This window comes from Methylobacterium phyllosphaerae (genome assembly GCF_001936175.1).
In the GTDB taxonomy this organism is placed as follows: Bacteria; Pseudomonadota; Alphaproteobacteria; order Rhizobiales; family Beijerinckiaceae; genus Methylobacterium; species Methylobacterium fujisawaense.
Map to the genome: position 1 here is coordinate 5899822 of NZ_CP015367.1, position 21804 is coordinate 5921625.

Annotated in this window: 14 protein-coding genes, 1 pseudogene and 1 other annotated feature; of the genes and pseudogenes, 6 read left to right on the forward strand and 9 right to left on the reverse strand. The window is 66.7% G+C overall.

From position 1 onward, the window contains the following. Nucleotides 1–15: 15 nt before the first annotated feature. The 3 genes from MCBMB27_RS26895 (at nucleotide 16) to MCBMB27_RS26905 (ending at nucleotide 2385) form a co-directional block, all read left to right on the forward strand. Entirely contained in the window at nucleotides 16–660 is a 645-nt protein-coding gene (locus MCBMB27_RS26895) for a hypothetical protein (RefSeq protein WP_043755499.1), read from the forward strand. 4 nt (nucleotides 661–664) lie between these two features. Then, the gene (locus tag MCBMB27_RS26900; protein ID WP_075381730.1) at nucleotides 665–1309 is read left to right on the forward strand and encodes a hypothetical protein; all 645 of its coding nucleotides are present in this window, start codon (nucleotides 665–667) and stop codon (nucleotides 1307–1309) included. 668 nt (nucleotides 1310–1977) lie between these two features. Beyond that, nucleotides 1978–2385, forward strand: a complete 408-nt coding sequence (locus tag MCBMB27_RS26905; protein WP_075381731.1) for a hypothetical protein — start codon at nucleotides 1978–1980, stop codon at nucleotides 2383–2385. 952 nt (nucleotides 2386–3337) lie between these two features. Here the strand turns inward: MCBMB27_RS26905 and MCBMB27_RS26910 are convergent. Beyond that, nucleotides 3338–4822, reverse strand: a complete 1485-nt coding sequence (locus tag MCBMB27_RS26910) for a SulP family inorganic anion transporter (RefSeq protein WP_075381732.1) — start codon at nucleotides 4820–4822, stop codon at nucleotides 3338–3340. Nucleotides 4823–4936: 114 nt separating this feature from the next. Continuing rightward, nucleotides 4937–4992 (reverse strand) — a sequence feature (sul1 is cis-regulatory element that is thought to sense ions involved in sulfur or methionine metabolism; They are found in Alphaproteobacteria). A 331-nt stretch (nucleotides 4993–5323) separates the two neighbouring features. Next, nucleotides 5324–6280, reverse strand: coding sequence for a helix-turn-helix domain-containing protein (locus MCBMB27_RS26915; RefSeq protein WP_075381733.1), 957 nt, complete (start codon nucleotides 6278–6280; stop codon nucleotides 5324–5326). Between the two features lie 490 nt (nucleotides 6281–6770). Between MCBMB27_RS26915 and atzD the strand changes: the two genes are divergently transcribed. After that, complete coding sequence (gene atzD, locus MCBMB27_RS26920; protein ID WP_075381734.1) at nucleotides 6771–7877, forward strand: cyanuric acid amidohydrolase; 1107 nt, start codon at nucleotides 6771–6773, stop codon at nucleotides 7875–7877. Between the two features lie 337 nt (nucleotides 7878–8214). Here the strand turns inward: atzD and MCBMB27_RS26925 are convergent, their stop codons facing one another. Then, nucleotides 8215–9099, reverse strand: a complete 885-nt coding sequence (locus MCBMB27_RS26925) for a LysR family transcriptional regulator (protein WP_075381735.1) — start codon at nucleotides 9097–9099, stop codon at nucleotides 8215–8217. A gap of 103 nt (nucleotides 9100–9202) precedes the next feature. Between MCBMB27_RS26925 and MCBMB27_RS26930 the strand changes: the two genes are divergently transcribed. Then, nucleotides 9203–10099, forward strand: coding sequence for an NmrA family NAD(P)-binding protein (locus tag MCBMB27_RS26930; protein ID WP_210187513.1), 897 nt, complete (start codon nucleotides 9203–9205; stop codon nucleotides 10097–10099). A gap of 29 nt (nucleotides 10100–10128) precedes the next feature. Further along, nucleotides 10129–11280, forward strand: a complete 1152-nt coding sequence (locus MCBMB27_RS26935; RefSeq protein ID WP_075381737.1) for an epoxide hydrolase family protein — start codon at nucleotides 10129–10131, stop codon at nucleotides 11278–11280. Between the two features lie 268 nt (nucleotides 11281–11548). Here the strand turns inward: MCBMB27_RS26935 and MCBMB27_RS26940 are convergent, their stop codons facing one another. From MCBMB27_RS26940 to MCBMB27_RS26965, 6 genes and pseudogenes are all read right to left on the reverse strand, one after another. After that, the gene (locus MCBMB27_RS26940) at nucleotides 11549–17932 is read right to left on the reverse strand and encodes an autotransporter outer membrane beta-barrel domain-containing protein (protein ID WP_236953028.1); all 6384 of its coding nucleotides are present in this window, start codon (nucleotides 17930–17932) and stop codon (nucleotides 11549–11551) included. A 416-nt stretch (nucleotides 17933–18348) separates the two neighbouring features. Then, on the reverse strand, nucleotides 18349–18882 hold the full coding sequence (locus MCBMB27_RS26945; protein ID WP_075381739.1) for a GrpB family protein: 534 nt from the start codon (nucleotides 18880–18882) through the stop codon (nucleotides 18349–18351). Then, complete coding sequence (locus MCBMB27_RS26950; protein ID WP_075381740.1) at nucleotides 18882–19547, reverse strand: DUF2268 domain-containing putative Zn-dependent protease; 666 nt, start codon at nucleotides 19545–19547, stop codon at nucleotides 18882–18884. The genes MCBMB27_RS26945 and MCBMB27_RS26950 overlap by 1 nt, the downstream gene beginning before the upstream one ends. A 173-nt stretch (nucleotides 19548–19720) precedes the next feature. Then, nucleotides 19721–21049: pseudogene (locus MCBMB27_RS26955) on the reverse strand (Y-family DNA polymerase). Then, nucleotides 21046–21525: a LexA family protein gene (locus MCBMB27_RS26960; protein WP_418287720.1), complete on the reverse strand. Its 480-nt coding sequence runs from the start codon at nucleotides 21523–21525 to the stop codon at nucleotides 21046–21048. Before MCBMB27_RS26960 ends, MCBMB27_RS26955 begins: the two are co-directional and overlap by 4 nt. After that, nucleotides 21504–21698, reverse strand: a complete 195-nt coding sequence (locus MCBMB27_RS26965; protein ID WP_335633056.1) for a hypothetical protein — start codon at nucleotides 21696–21698, stop codon at nucleotides 21504–21506. The genes MCBMB27_RS26960 and MCBMB27_RS26965 overlap by 22 nt, the downstream gene beginning before the upstream one ends. Nucleotides 21699–21804: the final 106 nt, after the last annotated feature.

A 21804-nucleotide genomic window follows, 5' to 3' on the forward strand; every position in this document is an offset into this window, starting at 1 on the left:
TAACCCCTGCCGCACGTGATCCCGGACGTCGACTCCCTCCCTGCCGGACGCGCCGGCCTACCAGCCGACGGGTCCCTCGCCATCGTGGGCAACGCGCCCGGAGCGGGTGCGTGCGCAGCCGCGATCGATGCGGCGGACAGCGTGGTCCGCTTCAACAACGCGCTCGGCTTCGGCGGCGGCACCGGCCACCGCGTCACGCATCTCGCCCTGGTCAACCGCGGCGGCCAGCCGCGGGAATGGCTGGCGGACCGGCGCTTCCTCGAGCGCCCGGTGGTCCGCGCCGCGCAGGCCTTCATCCTGCCCTTCCCGATGCTGCCGGCGGAGCACAACGTCCCCGAGCCGATCTGCTGGACCCGCGAGCTTCTGGCGCGGCTGCGTCCGTTGGGCCGCCCGGTCCTCCTCCTGCCCGAGACGCTGCACCAGCAGGCTCACGCCCTGCTCGGCCCGCGCACGGCGGGACACCCGAACCCGAGCACCGGCTTCCTCGTGACGCTCGCGCTGCTGCTCGGCCGCCCGGCGGGTGCAGGACCGGCGCAGGTCTTCGGCTTTGGTTTCGACGGCTGGCCCGGTCATCCCTGGGCGGCCGAGCGCGCATGGTTCGCCGAGGCCGAGGCGGCCGGACGCATCCGAGTGCATCCACCATCTCTGACCGAGCAATAACGTCATGACCACGCTGATCACCGTCCTGAAGGGCGGCGGGCGCTACGACGCCACCTGGGTCGCCCGCCTCGCAGGCGGCATCCGCCGCCATGCCCCGGCTTTCGAACGGATCGTCTGTCTTACGGACCTGCCAGTGGCCGTCGCGGGCGTGGAGACGATCCCGCTCCGGCACGCTTGGTCGGCCTGGTGGGCGAAGATGGAAGCGTTCCGGCCCGGTCTCAGCACGGGTCCGACCCTCCTGTGCGACCTTGATACGGTGCTGACCGGCCCAGCCGATGCCCTCGCCCAGCCCGGCCTCGCCGCGATGGAGGACTTTTTCCACGCGGGGCGCCTCTCCAGTGCGCTGCTGCGCTGGTCCGGGGACGAGCTCGCATCGCTTTACACGACCTTCGCGGCCGACCCCGACCGCTGGATGAGCCCAGGATCCTGCGGCCCCGTGCCGAACGCGGTGCATGGCGATCAGGTCGTCATCGACCACCTGCTGCGTCGGAGCGGGCGGCAACCGGATTTCATCCAGCGCCTCCATCCCGGCCTGCTCGATTTCTATGACCCCCGGCGCGATTCCCATGGCCCGGTCGTGATTTTCATCGGAGCGGCGAAGCCGGATACGGCGACTGGAGCCGTGCATGCTGCGTGGACGCGTAGCTGATGGAGGATTCCCGATGTCGTCTCGGCTACAACTTCTGAAGCGTTATCGTGATCAGGTCGGCCGCAGGAAAGACGACCTATCTGGACAGAAGCTCCGAAGCTGCCCTTTGCCTACGGGCTACGTTCTCGCATGATCCTACGCGTGCCAGTGGCTCGCAGTCGGACAGGGAGAATGTCCGCATTTCGGGCGGCGGCATTCCGAAGCGGAATGGCAGGTTTCGGCCAAGTCCAGCCCCGCTGGCGTGTGGCTCCGAATGACCGGATTGGGTGGTCTTCTGCCGGTCTGCGTTCGGGCAGTGATCGATGGAAGCGGACATCGTCTCCGTGCCCGCCCACAACCCTCCGCCGAAGCCAAAACGTCCGCTTGTAGGCGGCACAATGAGATAGAAACTTACCGCTGGGACGAGTGGAAAGCGGGCGTGGAGTAAGGCACCATCTAAACGGGCGCGATGATAGGTCACCCTGATGACAGCTACGTTTGTGCGTGTGTCTCTCGCTGCGACAGCTGTTGCTTTCGCGGTAAGTTGCCTCCCCGTCCATGCGCAGGCTCCGCAAGCCCAAGCTAACCTGTCGAGCCGCGACCGAGAGGCTCGGGAGGTTTTTAGGGCAGTGATCGCCAAGGAGGCAGCGCCTGGACGTTGTCGATATGGCACCGATTGGGATCGAACCATGCTCGACGCTGACAGCATGCGCGTCGTCCGTGCCGAGGTAGGGAGTACCGTGCGGCCCACGACGGGAGACTTCCGCGCAATCGTCGATCCCGACCAACGTGCCGATGCAACCGCCTTCTGCACGGACGCGGAGTTGGGGAGCTACACTGCCGAGCGCATTGCGGAATTCGAGGCTAGCTCGGAGCCGAATATGCAGATTGATCGTAGGCTCTTCCACTACCCGATCTTCGATCAATTTCGGACCAAAGCTGTCGTGGTGGTGACCCATCTTGTTCTCGATGGCCGATTTCACTCGTCCGGCAAAATCGGCCGTCATCCCGCCGGGCTGGGTGTGGCGGCCCAGGTTTACAGGAAGGTCGGCGGTAGCTGGCGTTTCCTGCGATCTCACCTCCTCGGAATTTCCTGAGCCAAAAACAGGCGGAAGATCCGCGAAGGGTGGTTTTCCGCCGGTCGGCTTCCAGGCGAATGATGCATCGAAGCGAACATCATGGAACGCCAGTTCGCGACCCGCGGCAAGTTCGTTAAACCTAAGATAGGGAGAGATGCACGTACTTTTTGCTTACGTTTTGCCACTAAGATTTTCGGAATGCGACTATAATAAAACTGAGCGAGCATCGGAATGATTTTATTTACCGCTCCAATTTTCTCTCTGATCGGCGGTTTCGTCCTGGGCTACCTGCGAGGTTTTCAGCGTTCGCGATTTGGATGGCGTGCCAACAGGTTTGCACCGCTCATATTCATAGTGCCGGCAGCGATGGCGTACGCCCAAGATCGGATAGACGTGCTGATCATACTCGTGGCGGGAATTGCAACAAGCTATATCTTTCTGATGCTCGGCATAATTCCTGGCGGCTTATTCGGTCAGCGCACCGGTCGTCTCAGAAGTTGGAAGACCTAAGCTGTATTTACAATTATGCATGATTTCTTACAGGGACATCATATATTGAAACAACTCATCATCACATTGACAATCTCTATTTTGTGTTGCGTATTTGGCATGGCTGCTGTGCTCGCATTTTTCATACACCGGTTTCCTAGACATGATTGGTCGGGGAAACCCATCCCGGAATGCAGCCCTGGTTTATTTACAAATCAACCCTGCGGACCGGGTAATTAGATATAATTGCTTTTAGAATGAAGTCAGTTTTTTATATGTCAAGCATCTCCACCTAAAACTGGGTGTCGGCTGACATGTGTCCGCTATCAGGAAGCGGCGACCGCGACCCGCACGCCTGGTATGGGTCGAGTGCGGAACGGCGGCTGGGGGTGGCAAGCAGCCTGACTGCTTCTGAGTGGGTTTACCGGGAATCGGCCATCCTCGGCCCGCCAGCGCGATTCGAGGATGGCCTGCCGTCGGATCAGTGACCGCCGACGGCGAACGTCGCCCCGGGCTTATCGTGAGTGCCGATACGCTCGACCATGGTTGCCGTCGCCTCGTTCATGCCGACGACGTCGACCGTGATGCCATGGTGGCGGAGCTTCAGGACGACCCGGTCAAGAGCGTTGATAGCCGAGATGTCCCAGAAGTGTGCCGCCTGCAGGTCGATCACCACGCCCGTCAGCCCTTCCTCGCGGAAGTCGAAGGCGGCGTGGAAGGCTTCCGCCGTGGCGAAGAAAATCTGCCCGGTTATCCGGTAGGTCCGCACGTCGCCCTCGCCACGGGAAGACCGGACGGCGAAGAACTTCGTGACCTTGTGGGCGAAGAACAACCCACTCAAGACCACGCCGAACAGCACGCCCTTGGCGAGGTCGTGAGTGGCGACCACCACAGCGACAGTGCCGAGCATGACCACGCTCGACGCCTTCGGATGGGTGACCAGGGTGCGCAGAGACTTCCATTGAAAGGTGTTGATCGAGACCATGATCATCACGGCCACGAGCGATGCCATCGGAACCTGTGCCACGTAGGGCCCGAGCACCACGATGAGGAAGAGCAGGAACACGCCCGAGAACAACGTCGAGAGACGGCCGCGCCCACCGGAGGACACGTTGATGACCGACTGCCCGATCATGGCGCAGCCAGCCATGCCGCCAAAAAATCCGGAGGTGATGTTGGCCACGCCCTGACCGGCGCACTCACGGTTCTTGTTCGAGGTGGTGTCGGTCATCTCGTCGACGATCGCCGCCGTCATCAGGCTCTCCAGCAAACCGACCATGGTCAAGGTCAGCGAGACCGGAAGGATGATCCACAGCGTGTCGAGGGTGAACGGCACCTGTGGCAGGGCCACCCACGGCAGCTCGCTCGGGAGCGCCCCCATGTCGCCGACCCTGTGGATGCCGAGGCCGAGGTACATCGAGACGGCGGTAAGCAGGATGATGGTCACCAGCGGTGATGGCACGGCCTTGGTCAGGTACGGCAGCCCGTAGATGATGCCGAGGCCAACGGCGGTCATGACGTAGACCGTCGTGCCTTGGCCGAGGAGCTCGGGCATCTGCGCCAGGAAGATCAGGATCGCCAAGGCGTTGACGAAACCGGTGACCACCGACCGCGAGACGAACCGCATCAGGTTGCCCAGGCGCAGGGCCCCGGCGACGATCTGCAGGAGCCCGGTGAGGATGGTGGCGGCAAACAGGTAGCCGACGCCGTGGTCCTTCACGAGGCCGACCATGAGGAGCGCCATGGCGCCGGTGGCGGCGGAGATCATCGCCGGGCGGCCGCCGGCGAATGCGGTGACCACGGCGATACAGAAGGAGGCGTAGAGGCCGACCTTGGGGTCGACGCCTGCGATGATCGAGAAGGCGATGGCTTCTGGAATGAGGGCCAGGGCGACCACCGCGCCGGCCAATAATTCACGCGTGACCGTGTTCGGAACCCATTCGCTCCGGAGATGTGCGAAGTTCATGTTGGATAGGGACTTTCATCGTCCCGGCACGCGAAGCGTCTGCAAACCCGTGCGGGAGGCGCAAGACGGCAGGTCGGCCCCCGCGGGAGTCCGTGACACAGTCGCCGTCGATTGCGTGGTCCGGCGGATTGGCGGCCGGAAGAGCCACCCGGGCTTTCACCGGGTCCTGTCCTATACCGCCCTCGTACATCAGCAGGGTGGTGCGTTGCAATATCCCAACGATGTCCGGCGCGTCGCCTACCGCAGGATCGGCTTCGACGTCCCAGCATTTGCACGTCTGCTGACCGGGCCTGCTCAGGCGGCATTGGACGACTGGGTGGGGTCGATTGCGGGAGGGCCGCTCAGGGTGGTTTCCCGCCGGTCTGCTTTCAAGCAAATGACCAAGGTTAAATGACGTTCGAGTTCTGGTTATCGATAGACAAGGATCTTGCGCCCGACTCGGGGTCAAAACCAACTGGCGTGTGCAGGGCCGTTAAGCCGCTGTCCGTAGCCTCAGCCGGATCATCGAACTGACTGTTGCGCCGCTCGTCGATGCTCACCGGGTGAGCAGCCGTACCTGTGCTTGAAGCGCCGAGAGAAGTGCGCCTGGCTGGTGAACCCGGACTCATAAGCCAGCGTGCCAATCGGTAGGTGCAACGAGGCTGGGTCGGCCAAGCGCTTCGCAGCCACCGCCAGCCGGCGCTCCCAGATCCAGTCGGAGATGTGCTGACCGCGCTCGTGGAACAGCTCCTGCAGCCGCCGTAGCGAGACACCCATGGCGGCTGCAAGTCGAGGCGGATCGAGCGTCTGGTCGTGCAGATTGGCTTCGACGTAAGCCTTGGCACGCTGGACCACGACGCTACCGTGCAGCGGCCGGGGCACTTCCTTGGCCAAGCGCTCAGCGATGCTGGCCATGATCAGGTCCAGCCCGATCGACGACATGCGCTCCGCCGTGTCGGCGCCAAGCTGTCCCTCGACCCGGATCAGCTCCCGGAAGTAAGTCAGGGCCAGCGTCGTGGAGGCCAACTCCGCCCCGATGGTCAAGGACGTGTAGAGGTTGGACGGACCAAACAGGCCCTCCAGGCGCGCGCGCGGCAGTTCGATCACTAGTGACTGGCCATCGTCAGCTGTTCCCAGCACGGAGGGCCGACGATTGAGCAAGACCAGATCGCCGGGGCGTTGAACGGCCGCTCGGTCTTCCTGCATGGTTCCCGACGTCGTTCCGGCCAGCTTGAAGAGTGCCAGCACCGAGTCAGGGGCGTGGCTCGACGGGCGCCTTCGGCTTGTTTGCTCTGCTGCACTTTGCGTGAAACGCGCGATCGGCAAGGACCCGATCTTCGTCGCCTCGACCTTGCTCGTGAACGGCCGGTCACCAAGGCGGGTAAACTCGAACTCTCCGTATCGGTCCGCCAGCAGATCGCGCCAGACCTTGAACCTGTTCGCAGGCGGCAGCGTAGCTGTAGAATGAAGAAGATGCATCGACAGGTCTTGTGCTCACCGCCCGCTGAGGCATGTGCCATCACCGACGTTGAATGGTCGTCGTCACCTGGACACAACACCTCAGCTGATATCTATGACGATCGTATACAATCTTCAGAAATGGTGTCCATAGCGCCGCCATTCTGTGAACGGGAAGTCGCACCCAGCTGCGTCCGCGTATGGGAATTTATCTCGGCCGGTTGAGTGACCGGGTTGGGTCGCTACCGGAACGGCGGTAGGGAGTGGTCTGGAGACGGTCTGCTTCTACCGCAGATTGGGCCAATGTGCTGGTTCGGAGTCGGGAGCCGATCGACGACTTGCTCCGCCCGGGCGGTAGAAGTCTCAGGGATTCTCCGAAGATGGTCCGGTCTGTGCTTGCCCCTGCTGGTCACCCGATCGTGCCGGTCCCTGTCGTCGCTGGGCGCGCGGACGGACGATGGGTTTGCCCCGATGGAAGGGCGGCGCCCCTTTTTTCCACCCCGGTTCCCCCATGCCCGAATGCCTCGTCTTCCGCGTGCCCGCGCAGCATCCCGCCGACGTCTCCGAGGTGATGGGCCTCGTCGCTTCCGGGGCGGTGGACGTGACCGAGATCGTCGCGATCTTCGGCAAGACCGAGGGCAATGGCTGCGTGAATGACTTCACCCGGCAGCTTGCGGTGATGGCCCTGGAGACGGCGCTCGCCACCGCCCTCGGCTGCACGGCGGCGGAGGTCGGCGCGCGGATCGCCCTCGTCATGTCCGGCGGCACCGAAGGCGGGCTGTCGCCGCACTTCCTCGTCCTCGCCCGGCGTGACAGCCCTGCGGTGCCGGAGGGCAAGGCGCTCGCCATCGGCACGGCCTTCACGCAGGAGTTCCGGGCGGAGGAGATCGGCCGGATGGCGCAGGTCGAGGCGACTGCGGCGGCGGTCGGCCGGGCCATGGCAGAGGCGGGGCTCACCGATCCCGCCGACGTGCATTTGGTGCAGGTGAAGTGCCCGCTCCTGACGAGCGCTCGGATCGCCGAGGCGGCCGCCCGGGGCCACGGCGTTGCCACACACGACACCTACGCCTCGATGGGCTTATCCCGCGGCGCCTCGGCGCTCGGCATCGCCCTCGCCCTCGGGGAGGTCGACCGCGAACATCTCACGGATTCCGCCATCGGCACCCGACGCGATCTTTTCTCCGGCCGCGCCAGCTGCTCGGCGGGGATCGAGCTGATGCGCAACGAGATCATCGTGCTCGGCAACTCCCAGGGCTGGACAGGCCCGCTCGCCATCGCCCACCGGGTCATGGACGACGGCATCGACCTGCCCGCCATTCGGGGGGTGCTCACCGACCTCGGCTTCCTGGAAGCGGGGCAGTTGCCGCCTCATGAGTCGGAGCGCGTGATCGCCCTGCTCGCCAAGGCCGAGCCCTCCCACGACGGCCTGATCCGGGGACGGCGCCACATCATGAACGACGACAGCGATATCAACGCCACCCGGCACGCCCGCGCCTTGGTCGGCGGCGTGGCCGCCGCGGCGATCGGCCGGACGGACCTGTTCGTCTCCGGCGGCGCTGAGCATCAGGGGCCGGATGGCGGCGGGCCGGTAGCGGTCATCGCCCGCGTGAGGGACTGAAGCCGTGCGCGGGGCCGCAGAAGTGCGTCCGCTCTGCCGAGGGCCGTTCGCCAAAGCAAGCTGGTAGCCCTCGGCCAGCTCCCGCGGCGCCAACGCGCCTCCGAGTGCCTTCGATCGGTGGACGGCAGTCCTTCGGCTTCAGGGCAAGGACGCATCGAAAGCTGACGTTGATGGGCGATGTTGCCGTCCCGAAAACATTGAGAATCGGAAGGCAACACATTCACTCAATCCAACTGTGACGATGCCGTGAGACGCGCAATGACTGGACTGGCGATCAGCCGGGAGGGTGCCCGGGAAGACGGCAAACCCTGTGCCGGATTGCAGCTTCGACTTATCGCTAACGCTGCAATCCATCGAAGCTGGCAACCAGCGCGTCGATGAAGACTCGCACCTTGGCCGACAAGCTGCGGTGGCTCGGGTAGATCGCGTGAATCACGGTCTCGATGCCCTCGGCGGTGGGCCATAGCCGAACCAGCCGGCCGTCCGCGACGTACGGCCTCGCAAGGAAATCTGGCAGGTACGCGATGCCGGCGCCGCCCAGTAGCACTGGCAGCAGAGCCGCGGAGTCGGAGATGGCGACGGCCGGCGGCAGCTCGATGCGTCTGGCGTCGCCGGTCGCATTGTCCTGGTAGGCCATGGCCCGGTCGCCGTATCCGATCAGCGTATGGTCGGTGAGGTCGGCGGCGTGAGCGGGCGTTCCCCGCGCCGCGAGGTAGCCGTGGCTGGCGCAGAGCCATGCCTCCGAGACCAGCAGCCGGCGTGCGATCAGGTCGCTGTCCACGAGCGGTCCCACCCGGATCAGCAGGTCGGCCGTCTCGGCCGGCATGTCGATGAACCGGTTCTCGACCGCCAGCATCACGCGGACCTGGGGATAGGCGGCCATGAACCCCGGCAGCATGGGAGCGACCAGTGCGGTCGCGACCGTGAAAGGCAGGCTGACCCGCAGCGTACCGGCCGGAACGCCTCCCAACCCTTCGAGTGCCGTGCCTGCCTCGTCCACGTCGGCCAGGATGCGGAGCGCGTGCGGCCGAAACAGCGTGCCGGCGTCGGTCAGCCGCAAATGCCGCGTCGAGCGGTCCATCAGCACCACGCCGAGATCGCGCTCTAGCCGTGCGAGCGCGCGGCTGACCCCCGACTTCGGCAGGCCGAGCGCGCGCGCCGCGGCCGACACGCTCATCAGGTCGGTGATGCGCACGAACGCGCGCAGGTCGGAGAGCTGCATTGTCGTTCCACCTTTTGCAACACCCTATCCCATCTCGCCCAGCTAATCGCAGGAGAGCGCAACGCCTATTCACCTGATCGGCGAGCGGATGGAGGAATGAGTGGTGGATGGCGCGCAGACCCAGCACTTGGTGGTCGTGGCAGGAGCCACCGGCGATCTCGGCACCCGGATCGTCAAGGCACTGACGGCCAAGGGTAGGCCGGTACGGGCGCTGGTGCGCCGGCCGGCCGATGAGCTGGCCCGCGGCAACGTCGAGCAAGTCTCCGTGGATTTCGGAAACGGTGTTGCGCTGACTCACGCCGTCTCCGGCGCCGCGTGCGTCGTGTCTGCGCTGAACGGTACCGCGCCGGTGATCCTCGACACGCAAGGGCAACTGCTCGACGCGGCGGTGGCAGCCGGCGTGCCGCGCTTCATCCCGTCCGACTTCTGCCTGGACTATCTGACAACTCGGCCGGGCGACAATCGCAACATGGACCTGCGACGCCAATTCGCGGCCCGCCTCGATGCGGCACGGATCCGTGCGACCTCGATACTCAACGGGCCGTTCGCCGACCTCCTCGAAGGCCAGGCTCCTATCGTGCTGCACCGCTTTCGCCGCGTCCTCTTCTGGGGCGATGCCGACCAGGTGTTCGACTTCACCGCCAAGGACGACGTCGCCGCCTACACCGCGGACGCGGCGCTCGACCCTGCTGCGCCCCGCCATCTGCGCATCTCGGGCGATCAGATCAGCCCGCGCGGGCTGGCCGAGCTGTTGACCAGCCTGGAAGGCCGGCGCTGGCGGCTGCTGCGCGCCGGCGGCATCGGTCGCCTGAGCGCGATCATAGCTGTCGCGCGCGCGCTGACCCCGGAGACCGACGCGCCGTTCCCGGCGTGGCAGGGGATGCAATACCTGCGCGACATGTCGACCGGGCGCGGCAAGCTGCACGGCTTCGACAACACCCGCTACGGCAAGACCGATTGGACCAGCGCCGCAGCCGTCCTCGCCCCCACGATCCGCTGAGCATCGACCCGCCAAGGGAAAGCCATGCCATGACCGACGCTATCACTCCCTTCCCGATCCGGGTCGCCGACGCCGACCTGACCGACCTGTCCGACCGCCTCGCCCGCACCCGCTGGCCCGATGCCGGCACCGTCACCGACGGGAGCCAAGGTCCGACCGTGCACGCCATCCGCCGTCTGGTCGGCCGCTGGCACGATGGCTACGATTGGCGGGTGGCAGAAGCCCTCATCAACGGCTGGGGCAGCAGCCGCACCGTTATCGACGGCCTCGGCATCCACTTCCTGCATGTCCGCTCGCCCGAGCCCGATGCCCAACCGCTCTTGCTGGCGCATGGCTGGCCAGGCTCGATCCTGGAGTTCCGCGACGTGATCGGGCCGCTGACCGACCCTGCGGCGCATGGCGGAAATCCGCGGTGTGCGTTCCACCTCGTGATCCCGTCGATGCCGGGGTTCGGATTCTCCGACAAGCCGACCGAGCCGGGTTGGAACGTCGGCCGCGTCGCTGGCGCCTATGTCGAACTGATGCAGAGGCTGGGCTATGGCGACCGGTGGTTCGCCCAGGGCGGCGATTGGGGTGCGGCCGTGGTGACGGTGCTGGCGCACATGCGCGCGCCCGGCCTCGCCGGCATCCACCTGAATATGGTCATGTTCCAGCCGACCGAGGACGAGATCGCGGACGCGACGCCGGAGGAGCAGGCGATGCTGTCCGGCATGGCGCGATACGACCGGGTGCAGTCGGGTTACATGAAGCTCCAGAACACGCGTCCGCAGTCGGTCGGATTTGCGCTGGCGGACTCGCCGGTGGGGCTGGCGGCCTGGATCTACGCGCTGTTTCAGGACGTGACCGACAGCGGCGGCGAGCCCGAGCGGGTGATCCCGCTGGACCACATGCTCGACGACATCATGCTCTACTGGCTGCCGAACGCCGGAGCCAGCTCGGCGCGGTTCTATTGGGACAACGCGCAAGGCCAAGCGGGTATGCCGAACGAACCCATGCCGCTGCCAGCCGGCGTCAGTGTGTTCCCCGGTGAGGTGATGCGGCTGTCACGGCGCTGGGCGGAAAAGCGTTTCGTGGACCTGCGTCATTACAACCGGCCCCCAAGGGGCGGACATTTCGCGGCCATGGAGAACCCTTCGGCCTTGGTCGCAGATGTGCGCGCGACGTTCGCGAAGGTCGGATAGTTCCAGGTGGCTCGGCCTCCACGCGAGGTCATCATCGTGGTCCAGTGCGCGTCCGCATCCCCGTCTGATGCGTCCGATCTCTGTCCGCTTCGAACTTGCGTCGCCCAGCACCGAGAAGGACCGCTTTCGGGACGTAGCAACGGCTGTCGGGACGGTCGATATGGGTCGTTTGGAGACGGTCCGCTTTTGGACGAAAGTGTAGGAAGCAGATGCCCCACGGCATCCAATCGACCGCGATCGGTGTTGGTGAGGTCGGCAGCAGCCTTTCTCAGAAGCGCAGCTGCATCCGAGCAGTCCCCGCATGCGAGAGGAAGTGGTCTCCGACTTGACCTTGATACTCGCCGGTCACCTCGATGCCGCCACCGAGGCTGACCTGAAAACCCAGCCCCACTTCGCCGAGGCGATCGGGGATCGATGATTCCGTAGCGAACAGGCCCAGCGCGCCGGTCCCGTTAAAGCTCGCCTTGCCGGTGAAATGGTCGTCCGACAGGAGTGTCACGCCAAGGGTGCCGTAGGGGCGGACCCAGCGCCCCCCGTCGAGGTCGATCCGGCCGCCGATCTCCATCATCGGGCTGAATGCCACCAGCGTCTTGGCCACCGGCCGCATGTCGAGGTTGAAGCCCGGCGCCCCGGTCTCGGAATAGGCGGGGCTGTAGCTGTAGAGCAGGTCCAGATCCGCGTAGGGCTTGAGATACCAGTCGCCGAACAAGACTTGGTAGCTCGCCCGCAGCCGACCGCCCGCGGTGAGGATCCCGGACTTGCTGCGCGCCGTGGCGGTAGCGCCACCAAAATCGATCAGGCGTTTGTTGTCGGCCCAGGAATAACCAAGATTGGCCGAAGCCGCGAGCAGCCAGGGGCCAATCTGGTGCTTGAGCGCCGCAGAGACATCGGCGGCATCGCTCGTTGTCCCGGTGATCCGGTCGGGGTCGCTCTGGATCGCCCGTGTGTAGGCGCCAGTGAGGCCGAAGAACCAGTCCGGGGCGAACTCGGTCTGGAGTCCGCTTTGGTAGCTGAGGGCGGTCTGACGGTAGCCAACGTCGTCCGCGGTGGCGGATTGGGTCGTGTGAGCGCTGGTGATGCGCCCCCAGACGCATTCACCCTCACGCAGGAGCGTACCGGTTCCCGTGAACGCCGGGCAACTCATGGCGCGCTGGAGACCCTTGCGGGTATCGAGCGTCCGGTCGGTCAGGTTGTCCTGGTTGGATTCTGGCTTCAACTCGTCCAGGGCGGCGGCATAGGCCTTCGAGCTGTCGACGGAGAGGAAGCGTCCGTAGAGCGTGCCCAGCTTCGTCGTGTTTCCGTCCCAGGCATCCTGCAGGCCTTGCGCCACGCTGCGCTGGTCCTCGGTCAGGGTCACGCCGACCGGCGCCGTGAAATGAGCCTGCGGCACCAGCGCGATGCTGTTCCCCGTCGAGACGATCGTCCAGGAGATTGGGATGGCCCCCGAGCTGATGCTGCTTCCGGTGGCGCTGGCGCCGACGTTCTCCACTTGGCCGGCCCTGAGGAAAGTGTAGCGGCCGGGCGAGAGACCATCGATCACGTGCGGCTCGACCACGCCCCTCAGGGAGGCAGTGCCGGTGACGGTCAGAAGATCGTTCCGCAAGGCGGGATCTGTCGCCAGCGGTGCGATATCGACCAACAGGCGCCCGGACTCGGTCTGCTCGAAATTGCCGGTTATCGTCGCCCGGGCGACTTTGCCGACCCCGCCGATGTCGAGGATGGCGCCGTTGCGCAGGCGGCCGCCATCTCCCAGGGCGATGACACCGTCGGGACCGGTGCGCAGGATCGCCGAAGCTGCGCCGTCGAATCCGTTGTCGAACAGGACGCGACCCGTCTGCCCTCCGCCTGTGAGGTCGACATCGCCGATCAGCGTACCGCGATTGGTGATCGTGCCGGTGGTGAACGCGCCGACGATCGCCCGGCCCGAGGCGGCGCTGACCACGGCGCCCTCCTCGATGGCGATCCTATTGTCGTGCCCACCCTCGACGCGCATCGCCGCGCCCGCGCCGCTGCCGCCAGTGACGAGGCCGCTGACCCGGATGACGATCTTGCCGCTGCGGCTCGGATCGAGCTCGAGGCTACCATCGGTCCGCTGGACGCCGGATTGTGCCAGGATCGCGTGGGCGTCCAGGCCGGACGCGATGATCGACCCGGCCGACTCGATGGAGATATCGCCGCCGCTCCCGGTTACGGCGCGGCTTCGCACGGGCTGCATCCCCGTCTCGCCGGACAGGCCGACGAGGAGCCCGCCACCTCCGCCGAGGCTCTGAGCGACGATGCCGTGGGATTGCGTGCCCGCGGTGCGGATGACGGAGCCCTGCTCCAGGTTGACCCTGACCGCACCGCCGGAGCCGCTACTGCCGTCCGCCAGTCCGTAGGGGATCGCGTAGCCCATGGCCTGATGGGCGCCGCCGTAGCCGCCGCCACCGCCGATCGACTGCAAGAGCAGGGCCGGTGCCGCGTCGCCGGTGGTCAGGATCTGCGCGCTCGCCCCCATCCTGACCTGGATCGAACCGCCATCGCCAGCGGCACCGCCCGTGCCGCCCAGCCCGAACGTATATTTATGGCCGCCCGGTCCCGCCGCCACGGAGGCGAGCCCGCCGCCGCCGCCGATGCTCTGGGCCAGGATGCCGACCGCGCCGAAGCCGCTCGTGGCGACCGTGCCGTCCTGAACGATCCGCACGGTGCCGCCATTGCCCGCCATGGCTCCGGAGCCGCCGAGCGTCAGGCTGCCGGACTTGGCCGAGACGGAGGCAGGATCCTCCGGCGGTGCGATCTGTACGATGTCGAGCGCTGCGAGCAGCGCATCCGTCAGCGCCTTGGCATCGCTCTTCGTGTCATCCTTGGCGCCACTCTTGGCGTCGCTCCCGGAGCCGTCCCTGGTCGTGCCATCGTCAGCCGCGTCGTCGCCAGCCGGTGCGGCGAAGCTGCCGCCGCCGCCGCCGATGCTCTGAGCGACAACGGCATGCGCCTCGATCCCGGCCGTCGCGACGGTGCCGCGGTTTTCGATCGTGACGTCGCCGCCATGCGCGCCGACACCACCGCGGCCGCCGACGTTCAGATTGAGTGTCAAACCCTTGTTGACTTGGCTGTCGACGCTGGCGCCGACACCGGTCCCGCCGCCGCCGCCGATGCTCTGCGCGTAGAGGCCGTAGGCTGCATTGCCCTCTGTAGCGACCGTACCGAGGTTGAGGATCCCCACAGGACCGCCAGTATTGCCCGTGCCGCCCGAGCCGCCGACGGTCGCCGCGATGTTGGTCGCATTGGTGGCCTGTGCGAACGAAACGCCGCCCTGGCCGCCGCCGCCGCCGATGCTCTGCGCCATGATCCCGTGAGCGGAGGCTCCAAGGGTCGTGATCGTCCCCTCGTTCTTGACGTTGACCTCGCCACCGGAGCCTCCGCTTGCCCCGTCGCCGCCGAGAGCCAAAGTTGCCGAGATATTGGGCAGCTTGGTCCCGGTCTTCTTCTGTGTGTCCAGGTAGTTTGAGATGCCGGTCGAGTAGGATTTCAGCGCCTTGCCGAAATCCGATTTCTTCAGCTTGTCAGCGAGCCCCTTGTAGGTGTCGCTGGCCTTGATGTCCTTGAGGAATTGTTCAAGCGATTTCTTGTCGTCCTTGTTATTTTTGTCGGCGGCCCACTTCTGATACGCTTCGACGCCGATCGCCTGCTTGATCTGCTGCCAGATCTCCCCGACGGCGTCAGGCGCGACATCCGTTCCGGCCGCGAGGCTGCCCCCCGTACCGCCGCCGCCGCCGATGCTCTGGGCAAGGATCCCGTGTGCGCCGTCACCCGAGGTCGCGACCGTGCCGGTCGCGGCGTTGACGACAGCCACTGGGCCGCCCGTGCTACCGGTCCCGCCGGATCCGCCAAGCTGTCGGGTGATTTTGAACGTACCCGTGGCGGCACCCGACACCTCGCCGCCGTTGCCGCCGCCGCCGCCGATGCTCTGGGCCTGGATGCCGGTCGCGTTCGAACCGCCGGTCAAGACCGTGCCTTCGTTCGTGACCTGGACGGTACCGCCGCGGTTGCCGACGCCGCCTGAGCCGCCAACGGTATCGCTCACCGACAGGGTGTCGGCGATCGGGAGCTTGCCGAGAACTTCGTTGAGGGTCTTGTCGAAGGAGACTCCGGACGTCGCGACTGCCGAGGCCGGCCCGGCATTACCACCGCCGCCGCCGACGCTCAGCGCGAGGACGCCGATCGCGGCGTCGCCTCCGGTCATGACGCGACCCGTCTGAGTGACGGTCACGTCGCCGCCGGTACCACCGCCTCCACCCTCCCCACCGCTCCGATCGCGGTTCTTCCCGCCGATGCCCCGGGTGATGGCGATGTTCTGGCGCAGGCTCAAGGTGTTGCTCGTCGCGGTCGCGCCACCGCCGGTTCCGCCGCCGCCACCGATGCTCAGGGCCTCGATGCCGGACGCGCCGTCGCCGGAGGTCCGCACGGTCCCGCGATTGGTGATGGTAGCGCTGCCGCCGTTGCCGCCGCCGCCGCCCGTGCCGCCGAGGATCGTGGTGGCAGCCACAGCCATCTGCTGCGGCGGTGCGACGGCCAGCGCGTAGGCCGTCGCGTTGCCGCCGATTCCGCCGCCGCCGCCAACGCTGAGGGCGAGGAGGCCGGTCGCCCCATCGCCGTAAGTGGTAACGAGGCCGGTGTTGGCGACACGCGCTGCGCCGCCCGCGCCACCATCCCCTCCCGAACCGCCGATCGCGGTGGAGAACGCGAAGCTCGGCAGCGCCTTGCCGGTCGGGGTCACGAGGGGTGCCGTGATCGCTTGCGCGTTGGCCAGGCCGCCCACGCCGCCGCCGCCGCCGATGCTGAGCGCCGCGAGGCCGTCCGCGCCGAGGCCGACGGTCGTGACCGTGCTGCCGCTCTCGATGACGGCGGAGCCGCCCTGTCCGCCTCGGCCTCCGCTCCCGCCGATCGCCCACGACGCCGAAAGCCCTACACCCACCGCCTTGGTCCTGGCCTCGCCGCCGGCACCGCCGCCGCCGCCGATGCTCTGAACCAGCACGGCCGTCGCGCCGTCACCGCCGGTCTCGACCGTACCGCCGACGCCCGTGAAGCGGGCGAGGCCGCCATCGCCGCCGCCGCCGCCGCTGCCGCCCAGGCCGACAGAGAAGAAGGCATTCGCCGTGAACGCGTCGCCGCCGATGCCGCCGCTGCCGCCGATGCTCTGGACGAGGGCGCCGTATGCGGCGTCACCCGCGGTCACGATCCTGCCGCCGGCATCGACGATCTCGGCGGTGGCGCCTCTCCCCCCGGTGCCGCCGGTACCGCCGGTGGAGAACCACAGCGTCCTGCCCCCGGCACCGCCGCCATTTGCCTCGGACCTCACGGCCAGGGGCGAGAGGGGCAGGGCCGTGTCGGCGCTGCCGCCACCGATGCTCTGCGCGACCAGACCGATCGCCCCGGTACCGCCGGTCGTCACGGTGCCGCTGTTGGTCAATGTCACCGATCCGCCCGTGGCGGCATCCCCACCCTTGCCGCCGCCGAAGATGCCGTCGCCGCCCCTGCCGCCGGGGCCGCCGACCGACTGCGCAACGATGCCCAGGGCATAATCGCCCTGCGTGACCACGGTGCCGCGCTGGATCACCGTGACGGTGCCGCCGTCGCCGCCTCGGGCTCCATCCCGTCCACCTGCATCGCCCTGGCTTCCGCCTCGACCGCCGATGCTCTGGACGAGGGCGCCGAAGGCATAGTCGCCAGCCGTCCTGATCGTGCCGGCCATGTCGAGGCGCGCAGGGCCACCGATGCCGCCCTGCGTCACCTCGGGTTTGCTGTAGGCGGTTCCTGTTCCGCGGTTGCCGCCCGCGCCGCCGATGGACTCGACGATCGCCGCAGTAGCACCGGCACCGTCGGTGCTCACCTGCCCGGACGGCGTCACGACGAGCGAGGCCGACCCGCCGGTCCCGCCCTTCCGGAACGCAGTCTGGTCGGCGGCAACCCCGCCTGAGCCGGCATTTCCCCCGGTGGCGCTCGCTCGCACGCCAAGGAAGGCTTGCCCCACGGTCGAGACCATGGACGAAACGGTGAGCGCAACTGGGCCGGCATCTCCGCCGCCGCCGAAGTTCGTGAGGGCGAATCCGCCATCCCCGCCCCGGGAAAAAACGAGGAACCGGGGAATGGGCTTGAACTCCGGCCGAGCGCCGCTGCTGACTTGGTCGCCCAGTCCGGCGACGTCCTCCAACAACGTTACCGAGACGGCACCGCCGGCGCCTCCGTTGGCGCCGAAAACCGAACCGAGGCCAAAATCGTCGCCTCGTCCACCGCGTCCGCCCTTCGAGCCAATTTGGAGCGTCACGGCGGGATCAAGCCCGGCGGCTGCGGTATCGACATCGATCAAGGTCAGATCGCCGCCAGCCTGGCCGGGCGTGGCAGAAGTGTTCCGGCCAATGATGACGACTTTGCCATCCCGGCCATCTGCGCCGATGACCACTTGGGGTTGGGATTGCTCGGCGGCGTGCGCAGAGAAGCTGACGATCAATGCCAGGGTGGCGGTGGCCGTAACCAGAAATCGTTCGCGGCTACGGACCGTCCCGTGGCAAATCACAACAGATGGCTGACCTGACAGAGACGGCATCGAGAAAAGGCTCTTTGCTCGCACGGATCCGCACATCTGCGCAGCCCTCAGCGAGAGGGTTGGGGTCATCGGTGCACGGATTGCCCGTCATCGAGGCCGCCCAATTCGACGAATGTTTTCCTCAAAGATGGTTAACAAAATCTTTACGACAGACCCATTCCCGTAAGCCTGGCAGAACATCTTCAGGGCGGCCATCGATTAAAGGCTGTACAATTCGACATCGACGCAATGATGGAGAACAATTCCGAATATCAATTGCTGACCGGGCAGGGACAAGGCGCGGTCTGACATCAACGGGGAGGCTGGGTCGATAGTGGCCATTTGCTACCGCGTTGAGCTACATCTCACATGCGCGCGTTATTCGAGCGGTTGGCTGGGATCGCGATCGGAACTGGATTCTCCATCCGGAAGCGGACCTTCCGCATGCGACCCAACCCGGGCACTTGGACCGTCGTTTGCGGTTCTCCAAAGCGGCCGCTGGTCACTCAGGAAATCAGCCGATCAGCCAAGGCTGCAGCTTCGACTGCGTCGATCCATGCACTCTTGCATGCGCCATACGCGTGAGAGTTTTCGGGGTGGAGCGCTCGGCACCTGACTTTCTCATGCGCATAGGATGCGACGAGATCTGGTCTCTTCCGAAGGTAGTCGCGAAAGACGAGGTGGCGCTCGATATCGGGAGATCCCTTTGCGAAGCAGTGCAGTTGTACGAGCCGCCGCCCAGAATGGCACTCGTCCTTCGTCGCGTAGCGCCGCCCCGGCAGTCCGAACTCGCCCCACCATGCGAAGCCGACTGCTTCGAGGTCATTTCTGCGCCGATCCAGGTCATGGAGGTCGCCGACGACCGGCATGAGATCCAAAATGGGCTTTGCTGCCAGACCGGGGATAGCGGTCGATCCGATATGGTGGACGGCAAGTAAGATTGGATTGAGCGCAATGCGCAGGATCGCGGCCTGCGCCTCAGCCGCTTCTGACCAGCAGGGGTTGTGTTCGGCCAACTCGACCTTGAATGGGGGCGGCATCAGATGTTCAACAACGTGCGCCCGCGCGCGGCGTCGATGACCACATGTGCGGGAACGTTGATCCATGTGTCACCGCTTAGGTCGGCCCCTGCTTCCAGCCAATCGCCCACGATATGGTAGCCCAGGGTGTAGCCGAGCCAGCGCGGATACCGTCCCCCGAAGCCGAAGAACCACGCACGGTGGTCGTGCCCGTTGCCGACGAGCGTCGCGTTGTCCGGCAAGTTGGCCGCGAGCACCTCGTTGGTGACGGCACATTCCCACGGCTCGGGCTGCGAGTTGAACAGGCGGCTCACGAACTGCCCTGCCAAGCCCTCGCTCACCAGGGCCTCACCCAGCGTCCAGCCGTAGCCGGGTCCAGCCATGCGCAAGCAGTGGTGGGCCTCGTGCGCCACAGTCCGGCGCAGGTCCCCATTACGCAGCGCGCGTGAGAAGTTGGGGTTGTCGGGGTCGATAGTCAGGGAGAACAGGCCAGGTCGCATCGCCAGTCCCGTCGTGCCAGTCTCCGGGATCACCGCGCCGGGCAGGCGTTGCACGAGAATGTCGAGCGGCGACACCGGCAAGACGCCCGCTATAGCCTTTCGAGCGATCTCGACCTCTTCGGCGATGGTGCTACGCCAGGGATCCAGATCGCCGGACGCCTCAAGCCAATGTAGCCGCCACGTCATCCTGAACCTCGTCGGGCCCCTTAGCCTCATCCTGCCGTTGGTGGCAGGACGGGACAACCCGCCTACGTCTTGGAGACGGGCGCGGCGGCGACGTCCGCTTCACGCCATTGTCGCCCGACAGCGGACCGGCAGAAATCCACCCAAAGCACTCGGCCGCGTGCTCAAGGAGCGGTTCAGACGTAGGCGACCGGCAACTCGCCGACCTGCGTCGTGTAGCGCGGCGTGCGCATCTCGAACTTCGTGTTCCAGTCGCGCCGGCTCACCAGCCCCGCGCGCGCCGGCACCACGGCGCCGCGGCCCCAGCGCGCGTTGCACGCGTCCATCGCCGCCATGAGCGGGCCCGACCGCTCCCGGTCCAGCGCGCCGATCAGCGCCCGCGGGCTGTGGGATAGCGGCACGAGGTCGTTCGTCACGAGCCCGGCCTTGCTGTACCGCCACGGCCGTTCGCCCGGCTCGCGCCAGGTCCTCGCCACCCCGTGCCGCGCGGCCTTGATGAGCGCCAGCGTGTCCGAGCTGTGCTCCGGCAAGCGCACCGTGGTCGAGACCGAGCGCATCGGCGCGTCGCGGTCGTGCTCGCTCGTGTGGTAGAAGATCGTCACGTGGTTGGTGCCGAGCCCCTCGCGCCGCAGCTTCTCCCCGAGCCGCGTCGCGTGCGCGGCCACCGCCTCCTCCAGCACCGCCCGCTCGGTGATCCGGCTGGAGAACGAGCGGGTCACCGCGCAGCCCTTGCGCCGCGCCGGCACCATCTCCAGCGGCAGGCAGGCCGCCCCACGCAATTCGTAGATGATCCGCTCGCCCACCACGGTCAGGCCCCTGCGTACCGGCCGCGGATCGAGGTCGCGCAGGTCCGCGACGCTCTCGACGCCCATCGCCTGGAGCTTGGCGAGCGAGGCCCGGCCGATGCCCCAGACCTCGCCGACGTCGATCCGGCACAGCCAATGCGCGTAGGCCGTCGGGTCGGTCAGGTCGCAGACGCCTTCCAGCACCGGTACGGTCTTGGCGATGTGGTTGGCGAGCTTGGCCAGCGTCTTGGTCGGGCCGATACCGACGCAGGTCGGGATCCCGGTCCAGGCCCGCACCGTGGCGCGCAGGTCCCGCGCCAGCTCGACCCGCAGGCCCGGCGCCACGTCGGTGAGGTTCAGGAAGCTCTCGTCGATGGAGTAGACCTCCACCTGGGGGCTGAACTGCCGGTAGACCGCGTTGGTCCGGCCCGACATGTCGCCGTAGAGGGTGTAGTTCGACGAGAACACCCGCACGCCCTAGGCGCGGCACAGGTCGCGGATCTTGAAGAACGGATCGCCCATCTTGATGCCGAGCGCCTTGGCCTCGGCGGTCCGGGCGATGGCGCAGCCATCGTTGTTCGAGAGCACGATCACCGGCACCGCGGCGAGCTTCGGGTCGAACACGCGCTCGCACGAGCAGTAGAAGCTGTTGCCGTCGATCAGCGCCACGGCGCGGCCGCCGCCGATCCGGTCGCGCTGCCGGGCTTCCGGCGTGCTCACGAGAGTTGCCCGCGGGCGACATGCCAGCGGATCGAGAAGCGGACCACGCCCCAGATCACGCCCTCCCCGAGCTCCTCGACCGCGAAGGCCGGCAGGTCCGGGTTGCAGAAGGCGAGCCGGGCGGTGTTGCCGTCGATCACGAGGCGCTTGCAGCTCATCTGGCCGTCGACCGCCGCCACGACGATGCTGCCGTGGCCGGCCGTGAGGCTGCGGTCGACGCAGGCGAGGTCGCGGTCGTAGATTCCGGCGCCCTCCATGGACGAGCCACTGATCCGCCACAGGAAGGTGGCGGGCGGGTTCGGCACGAGCCAGCGCGGCAGCTCCAGCGCGCCCTCCAGAAAGTCGTCGGCGGGCGACGGGAAGCCGGCGCACAGGGCCTGCCCGATCAGGGGCACGCGGACGGCGTCGGGACTCTCAAACAGCAGCGCGTCGATCGGGTGGATCGGCACGGGGCTCAGGCCGTCCAGCCGCGGCATCGTGCGTATCCGCGGGAGATCAGCCGACCCTGTGCGAGCACGCGCGCTTCGGCGTCTTGCAGGTCGGTGAGCGCATCCTCCACCGCCCGAACGAGGGCGGCCCAGGCATCGCCGGAGGCGGCCCGGTGATAGGCCAGGGCGATCACCTCGGCCTCGGACAGACGGATCTCCACAGGCGGTTCGTGCCGTTGGGCATGCATCCGGATCACAACCTCGACTAGAACACATCGGGAACAAAGCCCGATGGTGGGGCGTGGTTCAATGGCCGTGTCGGATCCC